At 63.5% G+C, this 23449-nt stretch carries 20 protein-coding genes and 1 pseudogene; 13 read left to right on the top strand and 8 right to left on the bottom strand.

Annotated elements, in window-relative coordinates; genetic code table 11:
- The first annotated feature begins 6 nt into the window (after nt 1–6).
- Both AB4Y34_RS24220 and AB4Y34_RS24215 read left to right on the top strand, forming a co-directional pair.
- Complete coding sequence (locus tag AB4Y34_RS24220) at nt 7–876, top strand: ABC transporter ATP-binding protein (protein ID WP_368717441.1); 870 nt, start codon at nt 7–9, stop codon at nt 874–876.
- Nucleotides 873–1673 carry an ABC transporter ATP-binding protein gene (locus AB4Y34_RS24215; protein ID WP_368717440.1) on the top strand — a complete coding sequence of 267 codons (801 nt, stop codon included), beginning with the start codon at nt 873–875 and terminating at the stop codon, nt 1671–1673. The genes AB4Y34_RS24220 and AB4Y34_RS24215 overlap by 4 nt, the downstream gene beginning before the upstream one ends.
- Before the next feature lie 40 nt (nt 1674–1713).
- Here the strand turns inward: AB4Y34_RS24215 and AB4Y34_RS24210 are convergent, their stop codons facing one another.
- Entirely contained in the window at nt 1714–2544 is an 831-nt protein-coding gene (locus AB4Y34_RS24210) for a VOC family protein (RefSeq protein ID WP_368717439.1), read from the bottom strand.
- 295 nt (nt 2545–2839) lie between these two features.
- On the opposite strand from AB4Y34_RS24210, the gene AB4Y34_RS24205 reads away from it, so the two are divergent.
- From AB4Y34_RS24205 to AB4Y34_RS24190, 4 genes are read left to right on the top strand one after another with little or no spacing between them, the layout of a single operon-like run.
- The gene (locus AB4Y34_RS24205) at nt 2840–4447 is read left to right on the top strand and encodes an ABC transporter substrate-binding protein (protein ID WP_368717438.1); all 1608 of its coding nucleotides are present in this window, start codon (nt 2840–2842) and stop codon (nt 4445–4447) included.
- A gap of 13 nt (nt 4448–4460) precedes the next feature.
- The gene (locus AB4Y34_RS24200; protein ID WP_368717437.1) at nt 4461–5441 is read left to right on the top strand and encodes an ABC transporter permease; all 981 of its coding nucleotides are present in this window, start codon (nt 4461–4463) and stop codon (nt 5439–5441) included.
- 35 nt (nt 5442–5476) lie between these two features.
- Nucleotides 5477–6457 (top strand): ABC transporter permease, encoded by a 981-nt coding sequence (locus AB4Y34_RS24195; protein ID WP_368717436.1) that lies wholly within the window; start codon nt 5477–5479, stop codon nt 6455–6457.
- Nucleotides 6458–6502: 45 nt separating this feature from the next.
- Nucleotides 6503–8239, top strand: coding sequence for a dipeptide ABC transporter ATP-binding protein (locus tag AB4Y34_RS24190; protein WP_368717435.1), 1737 nt, complete (start codon nt 6503–6505; stop codon nt 8237–8239).
- A 32-nt stretch (nt 8240–8271) separates the two neighbouring features.
- Here AB4Y34_RS24190 and AB4Y34_RS24185 read toward each other — a convergent pair whose 3' ends face one another.
- The 4 genes and pseudogenes from AB4Y34_RS24185 to AB4Y34_RS24170 all read right to left on the bottom strand — a co-directional run bounded on the left by AB4Y34_RS24185 (nt 8272) and on the right by AB4Y34_RS24170 (nt 12527).
- Nucleotides 8272–9321, bottom strand: a complete 1050-nt coding sequence (locus tag AB4Y34_RS24185; RefSeq protein WP_368717434.1) for an aldo/keto reductase — start codon at nt 9319–9321, stop codon at nt 8272–8274.
- Between the two features lie 38 nt (nt 9322–9359).
- Nucleotides 9360–9932 (bottom strand): annotated as a pseudogene (locus AB4Y34_RS24180) (ABC transporter substrate-binding protein); the annotation flags it as partial.
- 65 nt (nt 9933–9997) lie between these two features.
- Nucleotides 9998–11206 (bottom strand): LLM class flavin-dependent oxidoreductase, encoded by a 1209-nt coding sequence (locus AB4Y34_RS24175; protein ID WP_368717492.1) that lies wholly within the window; start codon nt 11204–11206, stop codon nt 9998–10000.
- A gap of 328 nt (nt 11207–11534) precedes the next feature.
- On the bottom strand, nt 11535–12527 hold the full coding sequence (locus tag AB4Y34_RS24170; RefSeq protein ID WP_368717433.1) for an acyl-CoA dehydrogenase family protein: 993 nt from the start codon (nt 12525–12527) through the stop codon (nt 11535–11537).
- Nucleotides 12528–12683: 156 nt separating this feature from the next.
- Between AB4Y34_RS24170 and AB4Y34_RS24165 the strand changes: the two genes are divergently transcribed.
- The 5 genes from AB4Y34_RS24165 to AB4Y34_RS24145 all read left to right on the top strand — a co-directional run bounded on the left by AB4Y34_RS24165 (nt 12684) and on the right by AB4Y34_RS24145 (nt 17012).
- On the top strand, nt 12684–13217 hold the full coding sequence (locus AB4Y34_RS24165) for an OsmC family protein (protein WP_368717432.1): 534 nt from the start codon (nt 12684–12686) through the stop codon (nt 13215–13217).
- A 586-nt stretch (nt 13218–13803) separates the two neighbouring features.
- On the top strand, nt 13804–13977 hold the full coding sequence (locus AB4Y34_RS24160) for a hypothetical protein (protein ID WP_176377760.1): 174 nt from the start codon (nt 13804–13806) through the stop codon (nt 13975–13977).
- Nucleotides 13978–14690: 713 nt separating this feature from the next.
- Nucleotides 14691–15761 (top strand): DNA-binding protein, encoded by a 1071-nt coding sequence (locus AB4Y34_RS24155; RefSeq protein WP_368717431.1) that lies wholly within the window; start codon nt 14691–14693, stop codon nt 15759–15761.
- Between the two features lie 116 nt (nt 15762–15877).
- Entirely contained in the window at nt 15878–16561 is a 684-nt protein-coding gene (locus AB4Y34_RS24150; protein ID WP_176377762.1) for an FMN-dependent NADH-azoreductase, read from the top strand.
- Nucleotides 16562–16565: 4 nt separating this feature from the next.
- Entirely contained in the window at nt 16566–17012 is a 447-nt protein-coding gene (locus AB4Y34_RS24145; RefSeq protein WP_368717430.1) for a cupin domain-containing protein, read from the top strand.
- Between the two features lie 72 nt (nt 17013–17084).
- Here the strand turns inward: AB4Y34_RS24145 and AB4Y34_RS24140 are convergent, their stop codons facing one another.
- A complete protein-coding gene (locus AB4Y34_RS24140; RefSeq protein ID WP_176377764.1) occupies nt 17085–17492 on the bottom strand; it encodes a hypothetical protein in 408 nt (135 codons plus the stop codon).
- Nucleotides 17493–17787: 295 nt separating this feature from the next.
- On the opposite strand from AB4Y34_RS24140, the gene AB4Y34_RS24135 reads away from it, so the two are divergent.
- On the top strand, nt 17788–19140 hold the full coding sequence (locus AB4Y34_RS24135; protein WP_368717429.1) for an MFS transporter: 1353 nt from the start codon (nt 17788–17790) through the stop codon (nt 19138–19140).
- Between the two features lie 52 nt (nt 19141–19192).
- Here the strand turns inward: AB4Y34_RS24135 and AB4Y34_RS24130 are convergent, their stop codons facing one another.
- On the bottom strand, nt 19193–21724 hold the full coding sequence (locus tag AB4Y34_RS24130) for a penicillin-binding protein 1A (RefSeq protein ID WP_368717428.1): 2532 nt from the start codon (nt 21722–21724) through the stop codon (nt 19193–19195).
- 134 nt (nt 21725–21858) lie between these two features.
- Between AB4Y34_RS24130 and fabV the strand changes: the two genes are divergently transcribed.
- Nucleotides 21859–23055, top strand: a complete 1197-nt coding sequence (gene fabV / locus AB4Y34_RS24125) for an enoyl-ACP reductase FabV (protein ID WP_368717427.1) — start codon at nt 21859–21861, stop codon at nt 23053–23055.
- A gap of 86 nt (nt 23056–23141) precedes the next feature.
- On the opposite strand, the gene AB4Y34_RS24120 is transcribed toward fabV, so the two are convergent.
- A complete protein-coding gene (locus tag AB4Y34_RS24120) occupies nt 23142–23420 on the bottom strand; it encodes a hypothetical protein (protein WP_246392042.1) in 279 nt (92 codons plus the stop codon).
- Nucleotides 23421–23449: the final 29 nt, after the last annotated feature.

The raw sequence follows: 23449 nt of genomic DNA, 5'->3' as shown, positions 1-23449 counted from the left end.
GCGACCATGACATCTTCTTTGCCACGCGGCAAGGATATCGTGTTCGACGTGCGGCGCGTCACACGCCGTTTCGGCGGTCTCGTGGCTGTCGACGAGGTGAGCCTGTCGGTTGCGCGCGGCGAATGCGTGAGCGTGATCGGTCCGAACGGCGCCGGCAAATCCACACTGTTCAATCTGCTGACCGGTATCGACGCGCCGGACGCCGGCGAGGTGAGATTCGCCGGCGAAGACGTGACCGGCATGGCGCCCGAGCAGCTTGCCGCGCGCGGCGTCGCCCGCACGTTCCAGCATGGACGGGTATTCGGCAATCTGAGCGTGCTCGATAACGTGCTGATCGGCGCGCACGCAAGGCTTGCGATGACGCGCTGCGGCTGGCCGGTGGTGGGGGCATTCGCGGAAGCGTTGCGCGCGCTGGTCGGGCCTGCATCGGTACGTCGCGAAAACGCCGCGCTGCGTGAAGAAGTGACGACGCTGTTGGCCCGCTTCGGTACGCGCCTGTCGCCGCGAGTCGATCAGCCGGCGCACAGCCTGTCCTATGCGAACCGCCGGCGCGTCGAGATAGCGCGTGCGCTAGCGCTGCGGCCGCGCATCCTTCTGCTCGACGAACCGACCGCCGGCATGAACGAGTCCGAAACCGCCGAAATGCTCGAACTGATACTCGAACTCAAGCGCGATGGGCTCACCATCCTGCTTATCGAACACAAGCTGGACCTGGTGATGCAGCTTTCCGATCGCGTGCTCGTGCTCGAAGACGGCCGCAAGATCGCTTCCGGCCTGCCGGCCGAGGTGCGCGACGACCCCGCTGTGATCGAGGCCTACCTTGGACACCGTCAGGTCGGCGCGGCTGCCGGCCGCAACGAAACGGCGGCAGCATGAAGACATCAAATCTGCATCTGCTTGCGCCGAACCCATTAGCCTCCACACAAGCCGCCATGACCGAGCCGCTGCTGAAACTCGAACAGATCGACACGTTCTACGGACAGATCCAGGTGCACTTCGGCGTGAATCTCAGCATCGGGCGCGGCGAGATCGTCAGCCTGCTGGGCGGCAATGCGAGCGGCAAATCGACGGCGATGAAGGTGATTCTTGGACTGCACAAACCGCGAGCCGGCACCATCAGCTTCGACGGTAAGCCGTTGAACGGTCTGCCGACTTCGCAGATCGTGCGGCGAGGCATCGCTTCGGTGCCGGAGGCCCGGCGGCTTTTCGGCGACATGACCGTGCGCGAAAACTTGCTGATGGGCGCTTTCACGCGCAACGACCGCGCGGGCATCGGCGAGGACTACGAACGCATGCTCGAACTGTTTCCGCGCGTGAAAGAGCGGCTGACCCAACGGGCCGGCACGCTTTCCGGCGGTGAACAGCAGATGCTGGCGATGGCGCGCGCGTTGATGAGCCGCCCCGCGCTGGTCTGCATGGACGAGCCGACGATGGGCCTGTCGCCGTTATACGTCGACAAGGTGCTCGACCTGATCCAGACCATCAACCGGCAGGGCATCACCTTCTTCATGGTCGAGCAGAACGCGAGCCTCGCGCTGCAGATCGCGCATCGTGGCTACGTGCTGCAGACGGGGCGCATGGTGTTGTCCGGCACCGCGAGCGAATTGCTCGGCGACCAGCGCATTCGCGACGCTTATCTCGGCGGATCGCTGGCGGCGCAGACGGCGTCGTGAGCGGCGCCGGATCGCCTGGTGTTTCGCTCGCCGCGCGACGCTATCGGTCGCGTCGGATCGACGGGTTTGCTACCAGTTCGATGATGGCGCCATGAGCGAGCGTACGCTCGAGGCGCCGCGCGGCGCCATCGACGTACGTCTCCAGGGCGACCGCGAAAACCCCTTCGCCGCGCGAGGCGAGGTGGTGCCGAAGGTCAGCGGCAAGACCTTCGGCTGGCGGACGGGTTTCGCGGGCCGGGCTTGCAAGCGTGAGCGTCGTCGCGCCAAGCGACAGGATCGCCAATGCGACGTCGTAACCAGGCAGCGGCGCGCGCTGCACGTCGGGTTCTCCGAGCAGCGCGCGATATCGTGCGAGGCTCGCATCCAGGTCGTGCACCGCGAGCGTAATGTTCGCGACGCCGTGCGCCCCGTTCGCATGATGGCGAACGTCGCCTTCGGCCACGCGCAGGTGGCGCGGCGTCACGTCGCCGCACAGGAACGGCAGATCCGCGCTCGACGGCTTGCCGATCTGCCATTCGAGGCGCTCGCCATCGGGACGCAGACGTCCGCCGGCTAGGGGGCCGTCGTAAGAGAGACCTCGTTCGCGTGCCGCGGCGATGGTGCTGGCAACCGATTGCGGCAGCAGCGCGTAGTCGACGAAACCATCTCCTATGCGACGGCTAGCGTCCCACCAGCGATGCTCCGGTGCGTCGCGCAGAAAGGCGATGAGTTCGATGTAGCTGCCATCGGCGAAACCGATCAGCGCGTTATGTGTGGCGCCGTCGGCGTGCGTGCCGCCGCGTTGCACGGTGAAGCCAAGCGTAGTGAAATCGGCGATGGTCTGCTCGAGATCCTGCACGCGGATCACGATGTGGTCGATTGAAAGAGACATAACGAGCGAGGTCCACAGTAGGGTGGTCCGAGTATGCGAAGCCTGCCGCCAAAACGCTAGTAATGGATTGTCGATTGCATAGCGCCGCAACTGGATTAGGCTCCGTCCCGCAAGATACGATCGGGACTGCTCGATGAGGAATCCGTCTTTCTTCGGTGGCGTGCTTTGCATATGCCGAACGATTGGTTCTTTTACTGCGACTGCGGCTTTATCGTAAGCGCTGCGCGAGCGGCAAGCCGCTCGGTACTTTGACGCGGCCAACGTGACTCGGCCGAAGCACCAGGATATGAATTACATGGCACGGCTGAATCGACGCGACTTTCTGATTTCCTCAGGCGCTGCTCTCGCGGCCGCCGGCATGCCGGCACGCGTGTTCGCACAAGGCAGCGCAGCATCGGTGCCGAAGCGGGGCGGCACGCTGAATATGCTGATCAATCCGGAACCGCCAGTGCTGGTGTCGATCTTTCAGACCACCGGGCCTGCTCTGGTCGCGAGCTCCAAGGTGCTCGAAGGCTTGCTCGCATACGACTTCGATCTGCGTCCACGGCCGCAATTGGCAACCGCGTGGGCAGTCAGTCCTGACGGCTTGAAGTACAGCTTCACACTACGCGAGAACGTCAAATGGCATGACGGGCAGCCATTCACGTCGACGGACGTAGCGTTCTCGATCGAATTGTTGAAGACGGTGCATCCGCGCGGACGCAGCACTTTCGCCAATGTCACGCGCGTATCGACGCCGGACGCCCGGACCGCGGTGATCGAATTGTCGAAGCCGGCGCCCTATCTGTTGAAGGCACTGTCGGCCGGTGAATCCCCAATCGTTCCAAAGCATCTGTATGCGTCGGGCGATCCGCTGTCCAACCCGCACAATAACGCGCCAATCGGCACCGGGCCGTTTCGCTTCAAGTCGTGGACGCGCGGTGCCAGCATCGTCTATGAACGCAATCCGGACTACTGGGATGCCGGCAAACCCTACATCGACAGTCTCGTACTGAAGGTGATTCCCGACGCTGCCGCGCGATCCGCCGCGTTCGAGACGGGCGCGCTCGATCTGGGCGGCGAAAATCCCGTACCGCTCACCGATTTGCCGCGCCTCACTCAATTACCGCAGCTGGTTGTCGAAACGCGTGGCTATCGGTTCCTCGAACCGCTGTCCGAGATCGACTTCAATCTGCAACATCCGATCCTCAGTGACCTGCGGGTGCGCCAGGCGATCGCGCATGCAATCAATCCGCAAGTGGTGCTGCGCACGGTCGCGTATGGCTACGCCGACTTGTCGCCGACACCGATCACGCCGGGCTCGCCCTATCACGACGGCAAACTCGCACCGTACCCGTTCGATACCGCCGCCGCCGAAAAACTGCTCGACGCGGCCGGTTATCCGCGCAAGTCGGGCGGCGTGCGCTTTGGTCTCACGCATGATTTCCTGCCGTACGGCGACATGTACCGCCGCCAGGCGGATTACGTGAAATCGGCACTCTCTCGCGTGGGGATCGACGTGACGGTGCGCTCTCAGGACCTACCCGCGTTTCTGAAGCGCGTGTATGCCGACCGCCAGTTCGATTTCACCAGCATCGGCGTGAATACGCTATTCGATCCGAGCGTCGGCGTGCAACGTCTCTACTGGTCGCAGAACATTCGGCCGGGCGTGCCGTTCTCCAACGCGCCGCACTACAGCAATGCCGAGGTCGATCACCTGCTCGAGAGCGCCGCGATCGAAACCGACGAAAGCAAGCGCGTCGCGCTTTATCAACAATTCCAGCAAATCGTCTATCGCGACCTGCCGATTCTCAACCTCGTCGCACCTCGCATGGTCACGCTCGCGAACCGGCGCGTTCACAACCACACCGTGTCCGCGCAAGGCCTCGAAGCCAATCTGGCCGACGTCTATCTGAGCGCATGACAGGAGCGACACGATGAGCAGGGGTTTGCGTTTTGCCGCGATCGCGCGGCGTACCGCGTGGCAGGCGCTTCCGACGGTGATCGGTATCGTGATCCTGAATTTTTTCCTGCTGAAGCTGATGCCGGGCGACGCCGCGGATGTGCTGGCCGGCGAAGCCGGCTCGGCGACGGTGGAAACGATGCAGGTATTGCGCGCGAAGTTCGGCCTCGATCAACCGGTGCTGCACCAGTTGTGGTCGTACCTCGCTCATCTGTCGCGCTTCAGCCTCGGCTATTCGCCGCGCTACGACATGCCGGTGATGCAACTGATCCTCTCGCGCCTGCCCAATACGCTGCTGCTGATGGGCGTCGCGCTATCGGTCGCGATCGTCGTGGGCGTAGTGCTCGGCGTGGTGATGGCGCATTGGGCTGGCAGGTGGCCCGATCGCGTGCTGTCCGTCGTGGCCATGCTGTTCTACTCGACACCCGGCTTCTGGATCGGTCTGCTCGCGATCGTGCTGTTCTCGGTGCATCTGGGCTGGTTGCCGAGCGGCGGCAATATCACGCTCGGCGTGCAGCTTCACGGCGCCGCCTGCGTGATCGATGCACTGAAGCACGTGCTGCTGCCTGCCGCGACGCTGGCGACGTTCTTCATCGCGATCTACGCACGGCTTACGCGCGCGGCGATGCTCGAAGTGCAGCGCCAGGACTTCGTGCGGACCGCGCAGGCCAAGGGCTTGCATCCGTGGCGTGTGACGGTGCGGCATGTCCTGCGCAACGCGCTGATGCCGCTGACGACGATGGTCGGCATTCACTTTGGCACCTTGCTGGGTGGCGCCGCGGTGACCGAAACGGTGTTCAGTTGGCCAGGACTGGGCCGCCTCGCGCTCGATGCGGTGATGGCGCGTGACTTCAGCGTGCTGCTCGGCGTGCTGCTGCTGTCGTCGATGCTCGTGATCCTGGCGAATGTGCTGGTCGATCTTTTGCAGGCCTGGCTCGATCCGCGCGTCGCGTGATCGCACGCACCGGCGATTTCTCCCCCAAGGCATACATGGCTTCCGACTCTTCCAATCTGGTTTCCACGCCGCCCGAACCCCGTGCTTCCACTTGGCGGCGTCAGCTTGGCGGCGCGCTCTTCGGTTTCCGCCGCGACGGCGCGGCGACTGCCACGAACGACGCTCCGCACGGTGCGGCAGGGCTCGGCGTGTGGCGCGCGCTGCTGCGCAATCGCTCGGCGCTCGGGGGTTTCGCGCTGCTCGCGGCGTTCATCGCGCTTGCGCTGGGCGCGGGACATCTGTTTCCGGGCGATCCGCTCGACATGGTGGCGGCGCCGTTCGTATGGCCGGGCACCGATCCGCAATACTGGCTCGGCACGGATTCGCTCGGACGCGACGTGGCCGCCGGCATTGCGCACGGCGCGCGCGTGTCGCTGCTGATCGGCGCGAGCGCGGCCAGCATCGGGCTCGTGATCGGCACGCTGGTTGGTGCGACGGGAGGCTTCTTCGGCGGGGTGATCGACGATGTGCTGGTGCGCATCACCGAACTCTTTCAAACCATACCGTCTTTTCTGCTGGTCATCGTGATCGTCGCGATTGGTCATCCGAGCGTGACGATCATCGCGCTCGCGATCGGCATTGCGTCATGGCCCACCGTTGCGCGGATCGTGCGGGCCGAATTTCGCAGCCTGCGTCGATCGGACTTCGTGCTTGCTGCGCGCAGCCAGGGCTTCAGCAACGCTCGCATCATTTTCGGCGAGATTCTGCCGAACGCGTTGCCACCGGTGATCGTGACCGCGTCCGTGATGGTGGCGAGTGCGATCCTGATCGAGTCGTCGCTGTCGTTTCTCGGCATGGGAGACCCGAACGTGGTCAGCTGGGGCGGCATGATCGGCGCGGGCCGTGACTCGTTGCGTACCGCCTGGTATCTGACGGCCGTGCCCGGTGCTGCGATTGTTCTGGCGGTGCTCGCGCTGAACCTGCTCGGCGACGGTCTGAACGACGCGCTCAATCCGCGCCTGCGGGAACGAGCTTGAAGAGCCCGCGGCTCACGCGGCTCACAATGTAATCGAGGACGCTCTGTGGCAAACCTGCTTGAAGTACGCGATCTGCGCGTCAGTTTCGGCACGCACGAAGCGGTGCGCGGCCTGAGTTTCGACATTGCGCAAGGGGAGACGCTGGCGCTTGTCGGCGAATCCGGTTGCGGCAAATCGGCAACGGCGCTGTCGCTGATGCGCCTCGTGCCCGCGCCGGGACGCGTGACGGGGAGCTTGCGCTTCGATGGCCATGAGCTGCTCGACCTGTCGCCGCGCGAAATCCGCCAGGTCCGCGGCCAGCAGATTTCGATGATTTTCCAGGAGCCGATGACGTCGCTCAATCCGGTGCTGTCGATTGGCGCGCAAATCGTCGAAGCCTTGCGTCAGCATGAGGATCTGTCCACGGCGGCGGCGTCAAAGCGCGCTGTCGAATTGCTCGAACTCGTGCAGATCCCCGAGCCGCAACGCCGGGTGTTCGATTATCCCCACGAGTTGTCCGGCGGGCAGCGGCAGCGGGTGATGATCGCGATGGCGGTGGCATGCCGCCCGCGTCTGCTGATCGCGGATGAGCCGACCACAGCGCTCGACGTCACGATTCAGGCGCACATTCTCGAACTGCTCGACGGTTTGCGTCGTGAGCTGTCGATGTCCTTGCTGCTGATCACGCACGACCTGGGCGTCGTCGCCAAGCATGCGGATCGCGTGGCCGTGATGCTGGCGGGGGAGAAGGTCGAAGAAGCGCCGGTCGCGCGGCTCTTCACGCAGCCGCAGCATCCTTACACGCGGGGTCTGCTCGGCGCGTCGCTGAATCTCGCGGACGATCTGCACTATCGCGGCTGGAAGCTGCCGGAAATCCGTCATGGCATCGCCGAAGACGGCGTGCCTTCCTTTATCGTGCTGCCGCGCTCGCCGCGCCCAGGGCTCCATGTGGCGGATGTCAAAGCGGACGCGCACAGCAATGCGTCATCGGAAGGCAACGCAGTGAGCGCCACGCCGTTGCTCGAATTGCAGGACCTGCGCGTCGACTATCCACAGCGGCGTGGCCAACCCGCGCTGCACGCGGTCGATGGCGTGTCGCTGACGATCGCGCGCGGCGAGACGGTGGGACTGGTGGGCGAATCCGGTTGCGGGAAATCGACGCTGTCTAAAGCGATCCTGCGGCTCGTACCGGCTGCCGCGGGCGCGATCCGCTTGCGAGGTACGGATCTCGCGCCGCTAGGCGAACGCGAATTGCGGCCGTTGAGGCGCCATGTGCAAATGGTGTTTCAGGACCCGTATTCGTCGATCAATCCGCGCCGCACGGTGGCCGAGATTCTCGACACCGTGCTCGTGGTGAATCGGATCGGTAACGCCCGGCAGCGCCGCACACGCATCGCCGCGATGCTGGACCGCGTCGGCTTGCCCAGTTCGGCGCTGGGCCGCTATCCGCACGAATTCTCCGGCGGGCAGCGGCAGCGCATCGGCATTGCGCGAGCACTGGTCCTCGAACCGGATCTGCTGATCTGCGATGAACCGGTTTCCGCACTCGACGTGTCGATTCAGGCGCAGATTCTCAATCTGCTGGTCGATCTGAAGCGCGACCTCGGGCTCGCGTACCTGTTCATCTCGCATGACCTGTCCGTGGTGCGCTACATCGCCGACCGGGTGCACGTGATGCAGGCGGGCCGGATCGTCGAAAGCGGAGACCACCGCGATATCTTGCGTGCGCCGCAACTTCCCTACACCCGTACGTTGCTCGACGCGATTCCGGGCAAGACCTTCGACGACGCGCAGGCGGCTTGACTCGCGCGCGCAGCGTGTGTCGGAACGCGGGGCTATCGCAGGTGAAGCGGCGTCTGGTCCGGTTGGGCCTCGCCATGACGCACGAGGCGCCCAAAGAATGGATGGCCTGGATCGTTGAAACCCGGCGTGGACGGATGTCCGCTCGTCACGAGCGAATCGACGAACGCTTCGTCTTCAGCGTTCAGGCGGTACGCGAGCGCGGGCAGATAGTCCTGCCACTGCGCTTCGGTGCGAGGTCCGGCGATCGTGGAACTGATGTAACGGCTATTGAGCACCCACGCGAGCGCGAATTGACCGGCAGAAAGACCGCGGGCCTGCGCATGCTCACGCACGCGCCGCGCCAGTTCGAGAGATTCGGGGCGCCACTCGGTCTGCTGCAAGCGGCGGTCGCTACGCCCCGCGCGGGTGTCGGCGCCGGGCGTGGCGCCCGGTTCGTATTTGCCCGTCAGCACCCCACGCGCGAGCGGGCTGTACGAAATGACGCCGAGCCCGTAACGATGTGCCGCCGTCAATTGTTCGGCTTCGGCCTGGCGGTTCGCGATGTTGTAGAGCGGCTGGCTTGCGACAGGCGCGTCGAGTCCGAGCGCCTGGGCGGTATGGCTGAACTCGGCGATCTTCCACGCGCGATGATTGGACAGTCCGTAGTAGCGCAGCTTGCCAGCGCGGATCAGCTCGTTGAGCGCGCGCACGGTTTCTTCGACCGGCGTCTGATGATCTTCGCGATGGATGTACAGCAGGTCGATGTAGTCGGTGCCGAGCCGCTCCAGGCTCGCATTGACGGCGCGCGCGATATGTTTGCGCGACGCACCTCGCGCATTGACGTCGCGCTCATCGAGCGGATTGGCGAATTTAGTCGCCAGCACCAGGCGCTCGCGTTGCGCGGAAATCGCGCGGCCGACCACGCGTTCCGATTCGCCTTTGACGTAGACGTCGGCGGTGTCGATCGAATTGACACCCTGTTCCAGCGCCTGTTCGATGATACGTGCAGCGGTGGCCTCGTCGGTGGGGCCGCCGAACATCATCGTGCCCGGAGTCAGTGTCGAGACCTTGATGCCGCTGCGACCGAGTTGTCTGTATTCCATGAGAGTCGAATTCCGTGAGAGTTTGAGTCAAATGCGATTTAGCGTTGCAGCCAGACGTCGGCGAAACTCGCCGACACGCCGTCCGGGCCCGTCGTATGGTTGTGGACAGCGCGCGAGTACACGGTCAGGTATTGCGGCGACACCAGGTTGATGTCCGGAAGATCGTGTTCGAGAATGCGCTGAATCTGCGAGAAGAGCTGCTTGCGTCTGCCTTCATCGGTTTCCTCGGCGACCTGCGTGAACAGCAGGTCGATCTGTGGGTTGCTATAGTGCGAACCGTTCGTGAACGGCACGCCGCGCCGGAAGTTGTTGCTCGTATAGAGCCGCGCTACGCCGACCACCGGATCGAACAGGTTGCTCATGCCGTTGATCGAAAAGTCGAAGTCGCGGTCGGTATAGATACGTTTCAGATACGCGGGCAAATCCTGGCTGCGCACGGTGACCGCAATGCCGACCCGCGCCAGCGCGGATTTCACATAAGCGGCGGTGCGCGTGGGCAGATCGCCGATCGGCAGCGGGTCGACGGTCAGCGCGAAACGCGTACCGTCCGCCTTGCGCGGATAGCCGGCTTCGTCGAGCAGCGCGTTGGCGCGCTCTACGTTGAACGGATACGGCGTAGCGGGTGTACCAGAGTCGGCTCATTCAATCACCATTGAATTCGGAGATGGCGGGGCAGTCAGAGGCGCAGGCCCGCTTCACGTAGCAGCGGGAGTACGCGCGCGCCAAAGAATTCGAGGTCCGGCTGGAAGTCGAAGAAGCTCAACTGCACGCCGTCGATACTCGCGTGATACAGGCGCACGATGTATTCGGCAATCTGCTGCGGCGAGCCGACCATCGAGATATTGCCGCCGACTGCCCGGGCGGCCGCCTGGTTTCGCTGCTCGGCGTTGCCTCGCCATGCGTGGGCGTCACTTTCGAAGCGATGGAAGCTCCCTTCGTCGCCGTGCGCGACGATTGCGTCGCGATAGGCGAGCGCTTCGGCTTCGGTCTGGCGGCAAATCACCATCGGGTTAATCAGAGTGCGGACTTTGCGTCCGTACTTCGCGGCCGTTGCCTTCACGCGTGCCGTGTGGGCCGGCAACGCCGCCAGCGCGGCTTCGATTTCAGAGCCAGCGGGGCTGGTGATGAACACGACGTCCGAGTAACGCGCGGCGAAGTCGATCCCTGCATCCGATCCCGTCGCATTCACGAGCAGCGGGCGCCCGTATTGCGGCTTTGGCGTGACGAACGCCTTGTCGAGCTTCCACGTCGACAGCTCGGGCACGAAGCTGAAGTTCTCCGGTTGTGACCATAGCTGTTGCACCGCGTCGAGAAATTCGCCCGCCAGTTCATAGCGGCGGTCATGTTCGATGCGCTGCCAACCGAACATTTCGTGCTCGACCGCGCGATGGCCGGTCACGACATTGATGCCCCAGCGCCCCTTTGAAATGTGATCGAGCGTGGCGGAGAACTTCGCGAAATGCAACGGATGCCACGGGCCATAAAGCACGTGGCTGGTAGCGACAAGAATGATGCGTTCGGTGCGCGCGGTCATCGCTGCAAGCGACATGAACGAGTCGAGGGCCTGACCGTTGAACACGCCACCATAGCCGCCTTTCGGCAGCCACTGGGACAGCGCGAACACCAGATCGAAGCCGAGGCTCTCGGCCTTTTGCACGAGCGCCAGGTTGTAGTCGAAGTTCCAGTCGGTGGTGCGAGGCAAGGTCGAGGCGCTCCAGCCACCCGCCTGGATCGGCAGGAACAGCCCGAGCAGCAACGGCTGCTCGAGCGCGCGGGCAACCGGACTATCGTTGAATTCGACGGGCGAGCGCACGGGGACGAACGCAGTGGCGTCGCGCGTGCTGCCCGAGGAGTGCGCCGACGCTTGCGGATGAGAGTCGGAAATGGACTGGGTTACAGTCGTTGTCCGTGCCGTTTAACGTAAGAGGCGCCTGTTCTTTCAGGCGCTCGGCTGTCTTGCAAGGTGGTTGGCGCAAAGCGTCGGGACCACACCTGAGGACAGGCCATCAGGAATCGCGTCAACGCAGTAGATCACGCAAAGTTTGCGACGCAAAACAATGATTTCTTCTTTTCATACGAGGCGTTGCACTGCTCGGCAAACGTCAGTCAGTTCTGTTCTCGTGAAGTATGGATCCCAGATCACCCCTGCATCGCCGCCCGCATGCCGCACGCAGCGCGAAAGCTGATAATCGCTTCAGAGGCGCGTGCGCGTTTCAGGTCTGACCGCTGGGTGAAGGGCGCACGCCGTTGAGATAGAAGTTCCCAACAGCGGCGTATTTCCAGCGCACCGGATCGTGCACGGTGTGAACCCGAGCGTTGCGCCAGTGCCGGTCGAGATTGAACGACGGTTGCGTCGAGCGGGTTCCGGCCAATTCGAACAACTTGCTGCTCGCTTCGATCGCGATTTCGGTGGTCAATGCCTTGGCTTGCGCTACGGCGATCGACGCGGCCGCAATCGAGTCCGGCCCGATATCGGCGAGGCAGCGATCGATCTCGCGGCCGGCGCGTTCCATCATCGCTTCGGCAGCGTGCAGACGCGTCGTCAATTCGCCAAGCTGATGGATCACATACGGATCGGCGCCGAGGGGCAGGGCGGCGCTCGACGACGAAGCCGCGTCGCGTTCGCGAATAAAGGCGATCGTCGCGTCGATCGCGGCGCGCGCAATGCCCGCGTCGATGCCGACATGGCTGATCTGCGTGACCGCGTTTTGCGGCCAGTGCTCGTAGCTTTGGTGGATCGGTAGCACGTTGAGCGAGGGCACCCACACATCGTCGAAAATCACAGTCCCGCTTGCCGTGGTTTTCTGCCCGAAGCTTTGCCAGTCATCGATGATCTTCATACCTGGGTGACCGGCCGGCACCGCCGCCACAGTCCGGCGACTTCCTCCTGGTCCTGGCCAATGGTCGACATATAGTCGGCGAAAAGCGCGCCGGTCGAATAAAGTTTGGTGCCGGACAAGCGGAAGCCCCAACATGCAATTTGCCAGGCAAACAACATTGCAAACGGTGAAGCCGCACGACGCCAGCAAATCGTTGGAACGTATCGGCGCTGCATGACTTCGTTGCACGCACGTGGCCGAAGAAAATCGGCATTTACGGACATAGCCGATGCTTTGACGTACAGAGTTCGATTGAGAGCAGCAACTTTGTGTGGCTGCGCGATCGAAAAAATGTACCGGTGAATAAATCAATTGGACAACAAACAATAACTTATATTCTTATGCGCGTTGGTTGGGGCCGCCGAAACTGACGGATGGATTTAAGCAAAGCAGAATCGCTTCGTTCGTGGATCCACGGTAGCCGGCTATGCTGTGCGCCGAATCCTCACTCGCAGTTTCGACGACCGACCGAACCATTCATTCATGACGACGCTAAACGAGTACCTTCAGCAGAAACGCATTGCATGGCTCGCCAAACGCGAAGCGGCGCGCAACGACCCGAATATCAAGGCTAACCAGCTGAAAGCCAATGTGCGAGCCTTGGGACGCAGCGGCGTACGCGAAATCCGTATCCGCGACTTTCAGGTCATCAGCGACAGTCCCACCGATTTCGCCGGTTACAACCTCGGACCAGCATCGCCTGAATTACAGCTCGGGGTGCTGGGGAGTTGCCTGACGCATATCACGCTGATTCAGGCCGCCGAGCGGCAATTGCGGATAGATTCGATCGAAGTGGAGGTGACCGGTGACCAGCATCCGCTCGCACAGCAACCGGGCTTCGAGCATGTGCCGATCTTTCCGCATAACATCCGCTACACGCTAGATATCGTGTCGCCAGAACCACCCGAAGCGATTCGCGCACTGCATGAAGCGGTAGAGGCGGTTTGCCCGATCTACAACCTGCTGAAGAACCCACAGACGATCGTCGGTGAATTGCGGCACGTTAGCGCGGCGTAGCAATCGTTCGGTGCGGGGCAACGAGCGGAGCCCAGTATTTTGCGCGAGTAGCCATACTTATTGGGGTGTGAGGTATCGAGCGCACCAGCAATGCATCATATCGTCACAAACCGGACCTGCGCGCTGAAAGAGAGTTCTTCACGTATTTCTGTGGATCTGTTTCTTAAGGCTCTCTTCAGGTTAGAGAGACACATAATGCGTATGCTCCAGCCCGCCGAAGAACCAATCCGCCGCACCGTATGCAAAGGACTTACCCGTACAAAGGTTTCGAAATAACCGTCGAACTTGAGCCCGTGTGGGAGGCGTCAGGCAGCGCTGTGCTGTCACCGCCGAGGGGGTTTGTCGCAATCGTATCCGTTGGCGCTAACGGGGTGCCAACTTCGCTGATATCACCTATCCGCCTGATGAAAGACACCTGGAAGCCTTTCGGGACGGAAGCGACTGCACTTATGGCGGGCTGTAGCGCGGGTCAGCGTTTGATAGAGAATACGCTCCTGCCGGAATAGTCGTGTCCTGCAAAGCGGATGACGTTCGCGAATCTGCGAAACGTAGATAGGGTTAGAACGCTCGTGGTGGATGCCGCTTCATGGCGGACCGCATCATTCTTCTGTCGGTGATGCTGGGCACTGACAACAAACGGATCTCTGACGAGGTTACCTATCGCGACGAGCCATCCAAAGAAACCACCGATGACCCTGCGGGCATACGACCTGCTGCGCTCAGACAGCGGACCTTCGAACGGGTGCCAGTCACCTTTTGACCGCCGCCCGTTGCGCTTGCCGCACCACGAGACCCCTCGTCATAGGTGCGAAGCCAAGCGTTGAGAGCGTTCACGTCGGTTAGTGCATCATCGAGCGTGCACATTCGAGAAGGGGTGCGGTTGTAGCCGTGCGGGTCCTTCTCGTAAGCGCGAGTTGATGCTTCAGCGAGCTCTTCAAACGGCAACGGTCTGCCCGCCACCGCGGGTGCCGCCGTGTTTGCACGTTGGTTGTTGTCGCTGCTACGCCGCGTCGTCTCAGACATCTCCGGCTTGTACAACCTCGAGATGTCCCACTCAAAAGTCGCCAATCACCGTAAGTCGGGCCGCTCGACCGCGAGATTCGACACGCTCCAAAGTTAATGCATTTTTGAGTTATTTGACTGGAAGACCATTTGAGGTTATGTGTTGCCGGACGCAAAAGTGCAGCATTCTCGCGGGGAGGCAATTCCCGGACGCAACTCGTCAACTCGCTCAAGTAATGCACTATCGAAGTGCAAAACTGCCTTGAGGCGCAAAATTGAAGTTAAGGTTCTCCGGCTGTGGATTCGAAGGCCGTTATCACCGGTTAGAGAACCTGACAAATTTCGACAAAGTTCAATAAAGGTACACACGACATTATAGTACTAATGTCGTGTTTCTGGCATGGGTGCGTAGCGTGTCTTGCGTTTTACGTTGTATTATCAACGCAATCCATATTTCCGGCCGGTACCACCATGACCCTCGAAGCCGACATCGAAGTCGCCCGCCAAAATGCGTCCGACACGCAGACGCTTTATCGCGAAGTCTGCGCGTTGCTGTTTTTCCGCTACGGCGAAACGCCGACCGCGAACCGCCTGTATCAACTGGTGCGTAAAGGCAGCATGAGCGCGCCGGCCAAGGCGTTGCGCGATTTCTGGACCGACGTGCGTGATAGAACGCGTGTCGATGTCGGTCGTCCGGATTTGCCGGCCGAGGTCGCAACGGCCGCCGGCGAGTTCGCGGCGCAGCTGTGGCGTCTGTCGAGCGACGCCGCGAACGCTGCGCTCGACGTGTTCAGGCAGGACGCCGACGCCCAAATCTCCGCGGCGCAAAAACAGGCCGAGCAACTAGACAGGCAGCGTCAGGAAGCCGTCGAGCAGGCCGAAAAGTCGGCCAACGACGCCGCGACCCTGCGCGCGCGGTTCGCCGGGCTCGAGGCGCGCATCGTCGAACTGCAGACCGCCAACGATATGTTGACGGCGCAGCTGACGGCATCGAAGGAAGAAATCGCGGCAGGCGCCGCCGCGCTCGCCGCTGCCCGCCGGGATTTCGCCGACGAACTCGCAAAGCTGCGCCGTTCGCACGAGCAGAACGAGCAGCGGCTCGCCGCTGCGGAAAAGCGCGCATTGCTCGAAATCGACGGTGAACGGGCCGCGGCGCAACGTCTGCGCAAGGAGCTTCAGGCGAGTCACGAGCGGGCGGCGACGCTCGAAGCCGAATCGCGAACCGAGCGCGACGCGCTGCGCAACGAGTTGGCCGCAATAAAGGCGGAACTGGCTGCCTCGGCTGCGCGGCATGCCGAGACCCGCGGACAGCTTGCGGAAAAGGACGCGTTGCTGGCTGAACGCGTGGCTGCGGCCGACCAGTTACGCCAGCGCATCGACACGCTGTCGCGGCAGATCGAGACGGCGCGAACAGAAAAAGCGTCCGCGCGCCCTGCCCGCCGCGCCCGCGAAAAATCATCCGCGCAAGGCCGCGCAACGGCGGGTTTCTCAGGCGGACCGTTCGTCAAACGCTCGACCAAGGCCAAATCACGCGAGTCGTAACAACGCGCATAAGCGGCATAAGTGGCCACCTCGAATTCAACAAAACCGGTTATTCCACCACGCCAGTCGGCCGTCTAACCTGAGCTCACGCTAAACCCACCGCAAGGACGGTCCCCATGAAGATCATGCACGTCGACGCCAGCGCGAAGCGCGAGCGATCCAATTCCCGCGCGCTCGCCCGCTATTTTCTCGAGCGCCTGCGCGAAGAGCGCGTCGAGTTCGACGTCGACTATCTGGACGTGACAGTCGACACACCACCGCACGTCTCCGAAGCGTTCGCGATCGCCACCTACACGGCCGCGCAAGAGCGCACAGCGGCGACGAAAGCGACGCTGGCGTCATCGGATGCGCTATGCGCGCGCCTGCTCGCCGCCGACGCGCTGGTGTTCGCCATGCCGATGTACAACTGGTCGATGCCGTCGGCGTTCAAGGCGTTCATCGATAGCGTCACGCGGACCGGCGTGACCTACCTGCACGCGGAAGACGGTCGCATCGTCGGGCAGTTGGCCCGGCACAAGGTGGTGTTCATCACGAGCCGCGGCGCGGATCTGCGCGCGGGCTCGCCGTATGAATCGATGGATGCGCTGACGCCGGCGCTGAAGGCTGCATTCGGTTTTCTTGGCGTCGCTGCGCCGACTTTCGTCGATGCGCAGCCGCTGCAGTTCGCCAATCCCGAAGCGCGGGCCGCGGCGCTCGAACGCGCGCGTGGAGAATTGGCCGGGGTTGCGGTGCAGTGGGCACAAGGCGAACGCGTGGCAAACCGGCAAGCCGAGGCGTTGTGCCAGGCTGACGCGGAGTGAAGCTATGAACACGATCCGCACTCTATTCGCGTCGGCGCTGTTCGCCGGCGCCGCGATCACGGGCACGTGGCAGTCCGCCTATGCCGCCGACACCGCCGAGGCGAGCGCAGCCCCTCACGAGACCATCGCCCCCGCCTTCGCCGTCCCGATCGCGAACGTGCCGGGCAAGATGATGACCGCGCTCATCGTCGACTATGCGCCGGGCGGCAAGTCGGCGCCGCATCGGCATGGCCAGGCGTTCGTGGTGGGCTATGTGCTGTCGGGCGCGATCCGCAGCCGTGTCGATAACGGCGGGGAGCGCGTCTACCATGCGGGCGAATCGTGGACCGAGAAGCCTGGCGCGCATCACACGGTCAGCGAGAACGCGAGCACGACCGAGCCGGCAAAACTGCTCGCGATTTTCGTCGCGGATACGAACGACCAGCACCTGGTGACGTTCGATAAAAAGTAATCGTCATCGGGCGGCGGCGCTCGCCGCCCGCGCGCATCGATGCAGGTGCAACGAGCTGCGCGCAACGCGGCATCAGAAGCGCGGATGACACTCGAAGCTGACCGACGACGCGTGTTCGGTCATCGCGCTGACACCGCTGACCGTCTCCCTATTCACGCTGCTTTGCATGCCGCGACGATCGCAGTAGTCGCGCGCCTCGTTCATCGCGAGTTCGTGCGCGCGCGCCCAGGCCATGCGTCCTCCGGTCGCGCTCGCGGCAACCGTGTAGCTGCCGGGCTTGTCGCTCGCGACCACATCCGTGCTCGACGCGCAGCCGACGAGACTCGCGCACGCGAGCGCCACCGCGAGCGCTCCGCGCACACGCGTGAGCAGCGGCGCCCTCTTCCTTGCTGCGCTCGCCACTCGCGCGACGCCGTCGGCTTCGCATACGCGCACCGTTGTGCACGCTTCGGCAAGACCGTCCGAACTCTGATTCAACATCGTGGATCACCTGCATTTTTAACCGATTAATCAGGCAGTGATTATCCGGAATCGTTCGCGCAAGATCAGCCGATACAACCGAAAACACTGTTGCGCGGCTCTTAACAATGGACATGACCACAATGCCGTGACCACATCGGCAATGAGCGGACCGTGTGGTTCACAAAAGACTTCCGGAATCCCTTGTGAGCGTTTAGTCTGTAGCGATGCCTGCTCGACAGACAGGCATATCGAACCGCGGACGGACCCCACCACATAGCGGCATACACCGGTCGCCGAACCGGAGGAGACACATATGGATCTCGAATCACGTACCCTTCATCGCGTCACGATGCGGCTCATACCGTTTCTGATGCTCTGCTACTTCATCGCTTATCTGGATCGCGTCAACGTCGGCTTCGCTGCCTTGCAGATGAACAAGGCGCTCGATCTGTCCGCGAGCGCGTTCGGCTTCGGCGCGGGCGTTTTCTTTCTCGCGTACTTCTTTTTCGAAGTGCCGTCGAACCTGCTGCTCGAACGATTCGGCGCACGCCGCTGGATCGCGCGGATCATGTTCTCGTGGGGCATACTCGCGGGCGCGATGGCCTTCATCCCGGACATCTCGCGCTTCACCGGACTATCGCCCGCCCACGTGTTTTTCGGCCTGCGCATTCTGCTTGGCGTCGCCGAGGCCGGTTTTTTCCCGGGCATCATTTTTCTGCTGACCTTGTGGTTTCCGGCCGCGTATCGCGGGCGGGTGGTCGGCTATTTCATGGCGGCGATTCCGCTGTCGACTGTAATCGGCGGCCCGATCTCCGGCGCACTGCTGTCGCTCGACGGCATCGGTGGACTCGGCGGCTGGCAGTGGCTGTATCTGATCGAGGCGGCGCCCGCAGTATTGCTGTCGGTCGCAGTGCTGCTCTATTTGACCGACAAGCCCGCCGACGCCACCTGGCTCAGCACCGAGGAGCGTGAATGGCTGATCGCGCGCCAGAAGCAGGAGCGCGAGCATCGCGAGGCGGTGCGCCACTTCAGCGTGAAGGAAGCGCTGATCAATCCGCGCGTGCTCGCCATCGCGCTGATCTATTTTGGCGCGAATGCGACCAACTACGGCCTGAGCTTCTTCCTGCCGCAGATCGTGAAAGCATTCGGTCTGACCAATCTGCAGACGGGTTTCGTCACTTCGCTGCCGTACGTCGTCGGGCTCATCGGCATGATCGTGTGGGGGCGGCATTCGGATCGCCACCTCGAGCGCCGCTGGCACGTCGCGATTGCGCTGTTCATTGCGGCGGGCGGCATCGCGGTCTCGGCCGGACTCGACAATCCGGTGCTGAAGATGATTGCGCTATCGATTGCCGGCTTCGGCATCTTCGGTTGCCTGCCGGTGATCTGGACCTTGCCGGCCGCGTTCCTGTCGGGCGCCGCGGCCGCGGGCGGCATCGCCGCGATCAATTCGCTCGGCAATCTGGCGGGTTTCTTCGGCCCGTTCGCGATGGGCTGGATCAAGGACAGCACCGGCGGCTTCGGCGCCGGGCTGCTATGCCTCGCGGGTGCGGGGCTGATCGGTGTGGCGGCGGTGTTGCTGCTGCATCACGACACGTCGCTCGAGACGGCGCATGGCAATCCGCATGCGCGGCCGCCCGGTGAAACGGGCGTCGCTAGGCCTTAGCCTTCTGGCTCCCCGCTTCGATTCGCACCCGGGCAGCGCGCCCGGGTCGCATTCAGTTCGCCCCGCTGCCGTTATTCGACCCTGCGCCGCCCTGACCGCCCGCGTCGGGCGGTACGACGTCGTCTGGCGTCGGGGTCGGCGCGAGCGCGGCCGCACCGCCGCCATGCGTTTCACCGTCGACGGCATTAGCGGGCGGCGTCGTGGGAGCCCCTTCCGACCCCGACCAAGGCGCCGGCAGCAACGGCGGCAACTCGCGCGCCTCGCCCTGCACCGCGGACGCGCCCGCTGCCTCTGACGCCGCCGGAGCAGCCACGGTGGACGCCGATGGCTGCACCGGCGCCACCGGCGCGCGCCGCGCCGGAGCACGCGCCACGACCTGCTTGTCCGGCTGCGCCGGCGTGCGCGTGAACAGACTCTCGATCCAGTTGCGCAAGCGTTGGGCGCGCTCCGCGAACCAGCCGGGCTGCTGCGCGGTATCGAACTTCATGTGGCTGTCGAGGAGCCGCGAGCGCTGCGCGCGCTGGAAGAAATCGCCGACGATCGGCAGCGCGCTATGCGCGCCCTGCCCCCAGTAGTCACTGCGCAGCGTCACGCGGCTGTCGTTGAAGCCGACCCACGCCCCCGCCACCAGTTGCGGCTGCATCAGGATGAACCAGCCATCCGCGTTGCCCTGGGTCGTGCCCGTCTTGCCCGCGACGTCGCCGCGCACGCCAAAGCGCGTGCGGATGCTCGCGCCGGTGCCGCGGCTGACCACGTCGCGCATCACGTCGACGAGCGTGCGCGCCGCGTCGGCGGGCAACTCGCGCTTCGGGGTGGCCGGGCTGAATTCGGCCAGCAGGTTGCCGTTGCGGTCCTCGATGCGCGTGACCATCAGCGGCTCGACGTAGCCGCCGAGGTTCGCGATCGTGCCGTACGCCGACACCATTTCCTTCAGCGTGACCGGGCTCGTGCCGAGCGCGAGCGACGGCACCGGGTCGAGCAGGCTGTCGCGCACGCCCATCGCGCGCGCGAGCCTCGCGACCCGGTTCGGACCGACCGACTCCATCACCTGCGCGGTAATGCGGTTGCGCGAATATGCGAGCGCATCGCGCAGGCTGATCATGCGGCCGCTCGGCTCGTCCTCGTCGTTCGGCTTCCACAGTTCGCCGCCGGCGAGTTCAATCTGGACCGGGTTGTCGGGCAGTTTGTCGTCGGGCTTCGCGCCGGCCTCGAAGGCCGCCGCGTAGACGAACGGCTTGAACGTCGAGCCCGGCTGACGGCGCGCCTGCTGGACGTGGTCGAACGGATCAACCCCAAAGTCGCGGCTGCCGACCCACGCCTTGATCTCGCCGGTACGCGGGTCCATCGCGAGGAAGTCGGCCTGCACGCGCGTCTTCGTATCGCAAACGCTTTGCACGAGCTTGCGATCGGCGAGCAGGTGTTTGAGCGCGTCGTCGTCGGACAGGCCCGTATCTTTGGCCGCGCGGAAGTCGGGCGTCTCGCGCAGGAACGTGCGCAGCAGGTCTTTGTCGGCCGAGCAGCCGGCGCGCGTGCCCCACGCCGAGTTCGCGATGTTCTGCAACTGGTTGCCCTGCAGCGTGACCGCCTGGGTCGCCATTGCCTGGAGGCGCGAGTCGATCGTCGTGCGCACGACGAGCCCATCGGAATAGATGTTGTAGTCGTTGCGATCGGCCCACGCGACCAGCCATTTGCGCAGTTGCTGCGTGAAGTGCGGCGCGGGTCCGGGCGGCTCGATCTGGCGCTCGAAGTCCAGACGCAGCGGCTTGCGGGCGAGCCCGTCGTACTGCGCGGGCGTCAGCTTGCCGTACTTGACCAGCTGCGCGAGCACCGTATTGCGCCGCTGCAATGCGCGCTCGGGGTTCAGCACCGGGTTGTAGTACGCGTTGCCCTTCAGCATGCCGGTCAGCGTCGCCGCTTCGAGCACGTTCAGCTCGGACGCGGACTTGTCGAAATAGGTGCGCGCGGCCATTTCGATGCCGTACGCGTTGTACAGGAACGGCACCGTGTTCAGGTAGGTTTCGAGGATCTCGTCCTTCGTGTAGAACGCCTCGATCTTCAGTGCGGTGATCGCTTCCTTCAGCTTGCGCGTCAGAGTCGGTGCGCGGCCGATTTCGTCGGGATACAGATTGCGCGCGAGCTGCTGGGTGATCGTCGAGCCGCCCTGGCGGTCGCCGGAGAACGTGTGCAGCGCGGCCGACGCGGTGCGCCGCCAGTCGAGCCCGAAATGCTGATAGAAGCGGTGATCCTCGGTCGCGATCAGCGCGTTGACGACGTTCGGCGAGATGTCCGTCAGCTTGACCCACTCGCGGTTCGACGGCTTGAACTCGGCGAGCAGCTTGCCGTCCGCCGACAGGATCTGCGCGGGCTGCTCGATCTTCGCCTTGCGGATGTCGCCGATGCTCGGCGTGAACGGAATCAGCAGCAGCACGTACAGCACGAACAGCACTGGCAGCGCGGCGAGCCCCCACGCGAACGTGCGGCGGGTCGGGTGGCGCAGATGCCACGCGGCCTTCGCGAATAGCGGGTTCGCGAGGGTCAGCCCTTTGTCGAGGGCCGCCAGAAAGGAGGAAAAGAGGCGCTTCACGTGCTGTCGTCGGCTGGGAAAGGCGCAATCGTATCAAGATGTGGGGAGTGCGCTGATTTTTGCCCCGTTCGCGGTATGGCGTGCGGCCCCGGCGGGGCCACTATAATGTCGCCAATTCCGACAAGAGGTGCTTCATGATCATCAAACCGCGTGTGCGTGGCTTCATCTGTGTATCGACCCATCCGACCGGCTGCGAAGCCAACGTCAAGGAACAGATCGAGTATGTGAAGGCACACGGCCCCATCGCCAACGGGCCGAAGAAGGTGCTCGTGATCGGCGCGTCTACCGGCTATGGCCTCGCCGCGCGCATCAGCGCCGCGTTCGGCTCGGGCGCGTCGACCCTCGGCGTGTTCTTCGAGCGCGCCGGCAGCGAAACCAAGGCGGGCACGGCCGGCTGGTACAACACCGCGGCGTTCGAGAAGTTCGCCACCGCCGAGGGCCTGTATGCGACCAGCATCAACGGCGACGCGTTCTCCGACGAAGTGAAGGCGCGCACCATCGAAGTAATCAAGCGCGATCTCGGCCAGGTGGATCTGGTCGTCTACAGCCTCGCGGCGCCGAAGCGCCAGCATCCGAAAACCGGTGAGGTGTTCAGCTCGGTGCTGAAGCCAATCGGCAAGGCAGTCAACCTGCGCGGCATCGACACCGACAAGGAAGTGATCAAGGAAACCGTGCTCGAACCGGCGACGCCGGAAGAAATCGCGCAGACGGTCGCGGTGATGGGCGGCGAGGACTGGCAGATGTGGATGGACGCGCTGGGCGAAGCCGGCGTGCTCGCCGACGGCGCGAAGACCACCGCATTCACCTACCTCGGCGAGAAGATCACGCACGACATCTATTGGAACGGCTCGATCGGCGCGGCCAAGAAGGATCTCGACCAGAAGGTGCTCGGCATCCGCGCAAAGCTCGCGGCCAACGGCGGCGACGCGCGCGTCGCGGTGCTGAAGGCGGTAGTCACGCAGGCAAGCTCGGCGATTCCGATGATGCCGCTGTATCTGTCGCTGCTCTTCAAGGTGATGAAGGAAAAAGGTACGCACGAAGGCTGCATCGAACAGGTCTACGGCCTGTACAAGGACAGCCTCTATGGCGGCCAGCCGCATCTGGACGACGAAGGCCGTCTGCGCGCGGACTACAAGGAACTCGATCCGCAGGTGCAAGGCCGCGTGCAGGAGCTGTGGAACCAGGTGAGCAACGACAACATCTACGAACTCACCGATTTCGCCGGCTACAAGACCGATTTCCTGCGTCTGTTCGGCTTTGAAATGAAGGGCGTCGATTACGACGCGGACGTCAATCCGGACGTGCAGATTCCGAATCTCGTTCAGGTTTGATCCCCCGAGGGGCGGCCCCGCATCGCGAGTTCGCCCCTGCTGTTACCCCCGCTCGACTCCCTCCCCTCACTTCTTCCATCCACACGTCAGCACGGATACGCGCCCTGCAACGAGCGCAGAATCGCGAGCCCGATCGGAAAATCGTCGGAAATGCCCGGGTGGTTCGCGAAGAACGCATCGAGCAGCGGATAAACCGTCTGGTTGCCGATCGCGAGAGTTTCTGGCGGACAGAACAGCTGCCGCTGTTTGCGCGAGACCAGGTCGCCGTTCGCCCAGCCGAACGCGTTGATCGTGCCGGTGATGTACGCCGCATAGATCGAGTTGTTGTCGGCGTGCGCCCATTTCTTGTACTGGGCGGCAGTCATCTCGGCACTCGCATTCAGAGTGAAACACG

Origin of the sequence: Paraburkholderia sp. BR10954 (genome assembly GCF_040965775.1) — a bacterium.
GTDB classification, from domain to species: Bacteria; Pseudomonadota; Gammaproteobacteria; order Burkholderiales; family Burkholderiaceae; genus Paraburkholderia; species Paraburkholderia youngii.
The sequence above is the reverse complement of the archived record's forward strand: the minus strand, read 5'-3'. Positions and strand labels throughout refer to the sequence as shown.

Excerpts from the sequence above, each read along its gene's own strand:
- AB4Y34_RS24220 (WP_368717441.1), top strand. The coding sequence starts at position 7 with ATGACATCTTCTTTGCCACGCGGCAAGGATATCGTGTTCGACGTGCGG.
- AB4Y34_RS24215 (WP_368717440.1), top strand. The coding sequence starts at position 873 with ATGAAGACATCAAATCTGCATCTGCTTGCGCCGAACCCATTAGCCTCC.
- AB4Y34_RS24210 (WP_368717439.1), bottom strand. The coding sequence starts at position 2,544 with ATGTCTCTTTCAATCGACCACATCGTGATCCGCGTGCAGGATCTCGAG.
- AB4Y34_RS24205 (WP_368717438.1), top strand. The coding sequence starts at position 2,840 with ATGGCACGGCTGAATCGACGCGACTTTCTGATTTCCTCAGGCGCTGCT.
- AB4Y34_RS24200 (WP_368717437.1), top strand. The coding sequence starts at position 4,461 with ATGAGCAGGGGTTTGCGTTTTGCCGCGATCGCGCGGCGTACCGCGTGG.
- AB4Y34_RS24195 (WP_368717436.1), top strand. The coding sequence starts at position 5,477 with ATGGCTTCCGACTCTTCCAATCTGGTTTCCACGCCGCCCGAACCCCGT.
- AB4Y34_RS24185 (WP_368717434.1), bottom strand. The coding sequence starts at position 9,321 with ATGGAATACAGACAACTCGGTCGCAGCGGCATCAAGGTCTCGACACTG.
- AB4Y34_RS24165 (WP_368717432.1), top strand. The coding sequence starts at position 12,684 with ATGACGACGCTAAACGAGTACCTTCAGCAGAAACGCATTGCATGGCTC.
- AB4Y34_RS24160 (WP_176377760.1), top strand. The coding sequence starts at position 13,804 with ATGGCGGACCGCATCATTCTTCTGTCGGTGATGCTGGGCACTGACAAC.
- AB4Y34_RS24155 (WP_368717431.1), top strand. The coding sequence starts at position 14,691 with ATGACCCTCGAAGCCGACATCGAAGTCGCCCGCCAAAATGCGTCCGAC.
- AB4Y34_RS24150 (WP_176377762.1), top strand. The coding sequence starts at position 15,878 with ATGAAGATCATGCACGTCGACGCCAGCGCGAAGCGCGAGCGATCCAAT.
- AB4Y34_RS24145 (WP_368717430.1), top strand. The coding sequence starts at position 16,566 with ATGAACACGATCCGCACTCTATTCGCGTCGGCGCTGTTCGCCGGCGCC.
- AB4Y34_RS24140 (WP_176377764.1), bottom strand. The coding sequence starts at position 17,492 with ATGTTGAATCAGAGTTCGGACGGTCTTGCCGAAGCGTGCACAACGGTG.
- AB4Y34_RS24135 (WP_368717429.1), top strand. The coding sequence starts at position 17,788 with ATGGATCTCGAATCACGTACCCTTCATCGCGTCACGATGCGGCTCATA.
- fabV (WP_368717427.1), top strand. The coding sequence starts at position 21,859 with ATGATCATCAAACCGCGTGTGCGTGGCTTCATCTGTGTATCGACCCAT.
- AB4Y34_RS24120 (WP_246392042.1), bottom strand. The coding sequence starts at position 23,420 with ATGACTGCCGCCCAGTACAAGAAATGGGCGCACGCCGACAACAACTCG.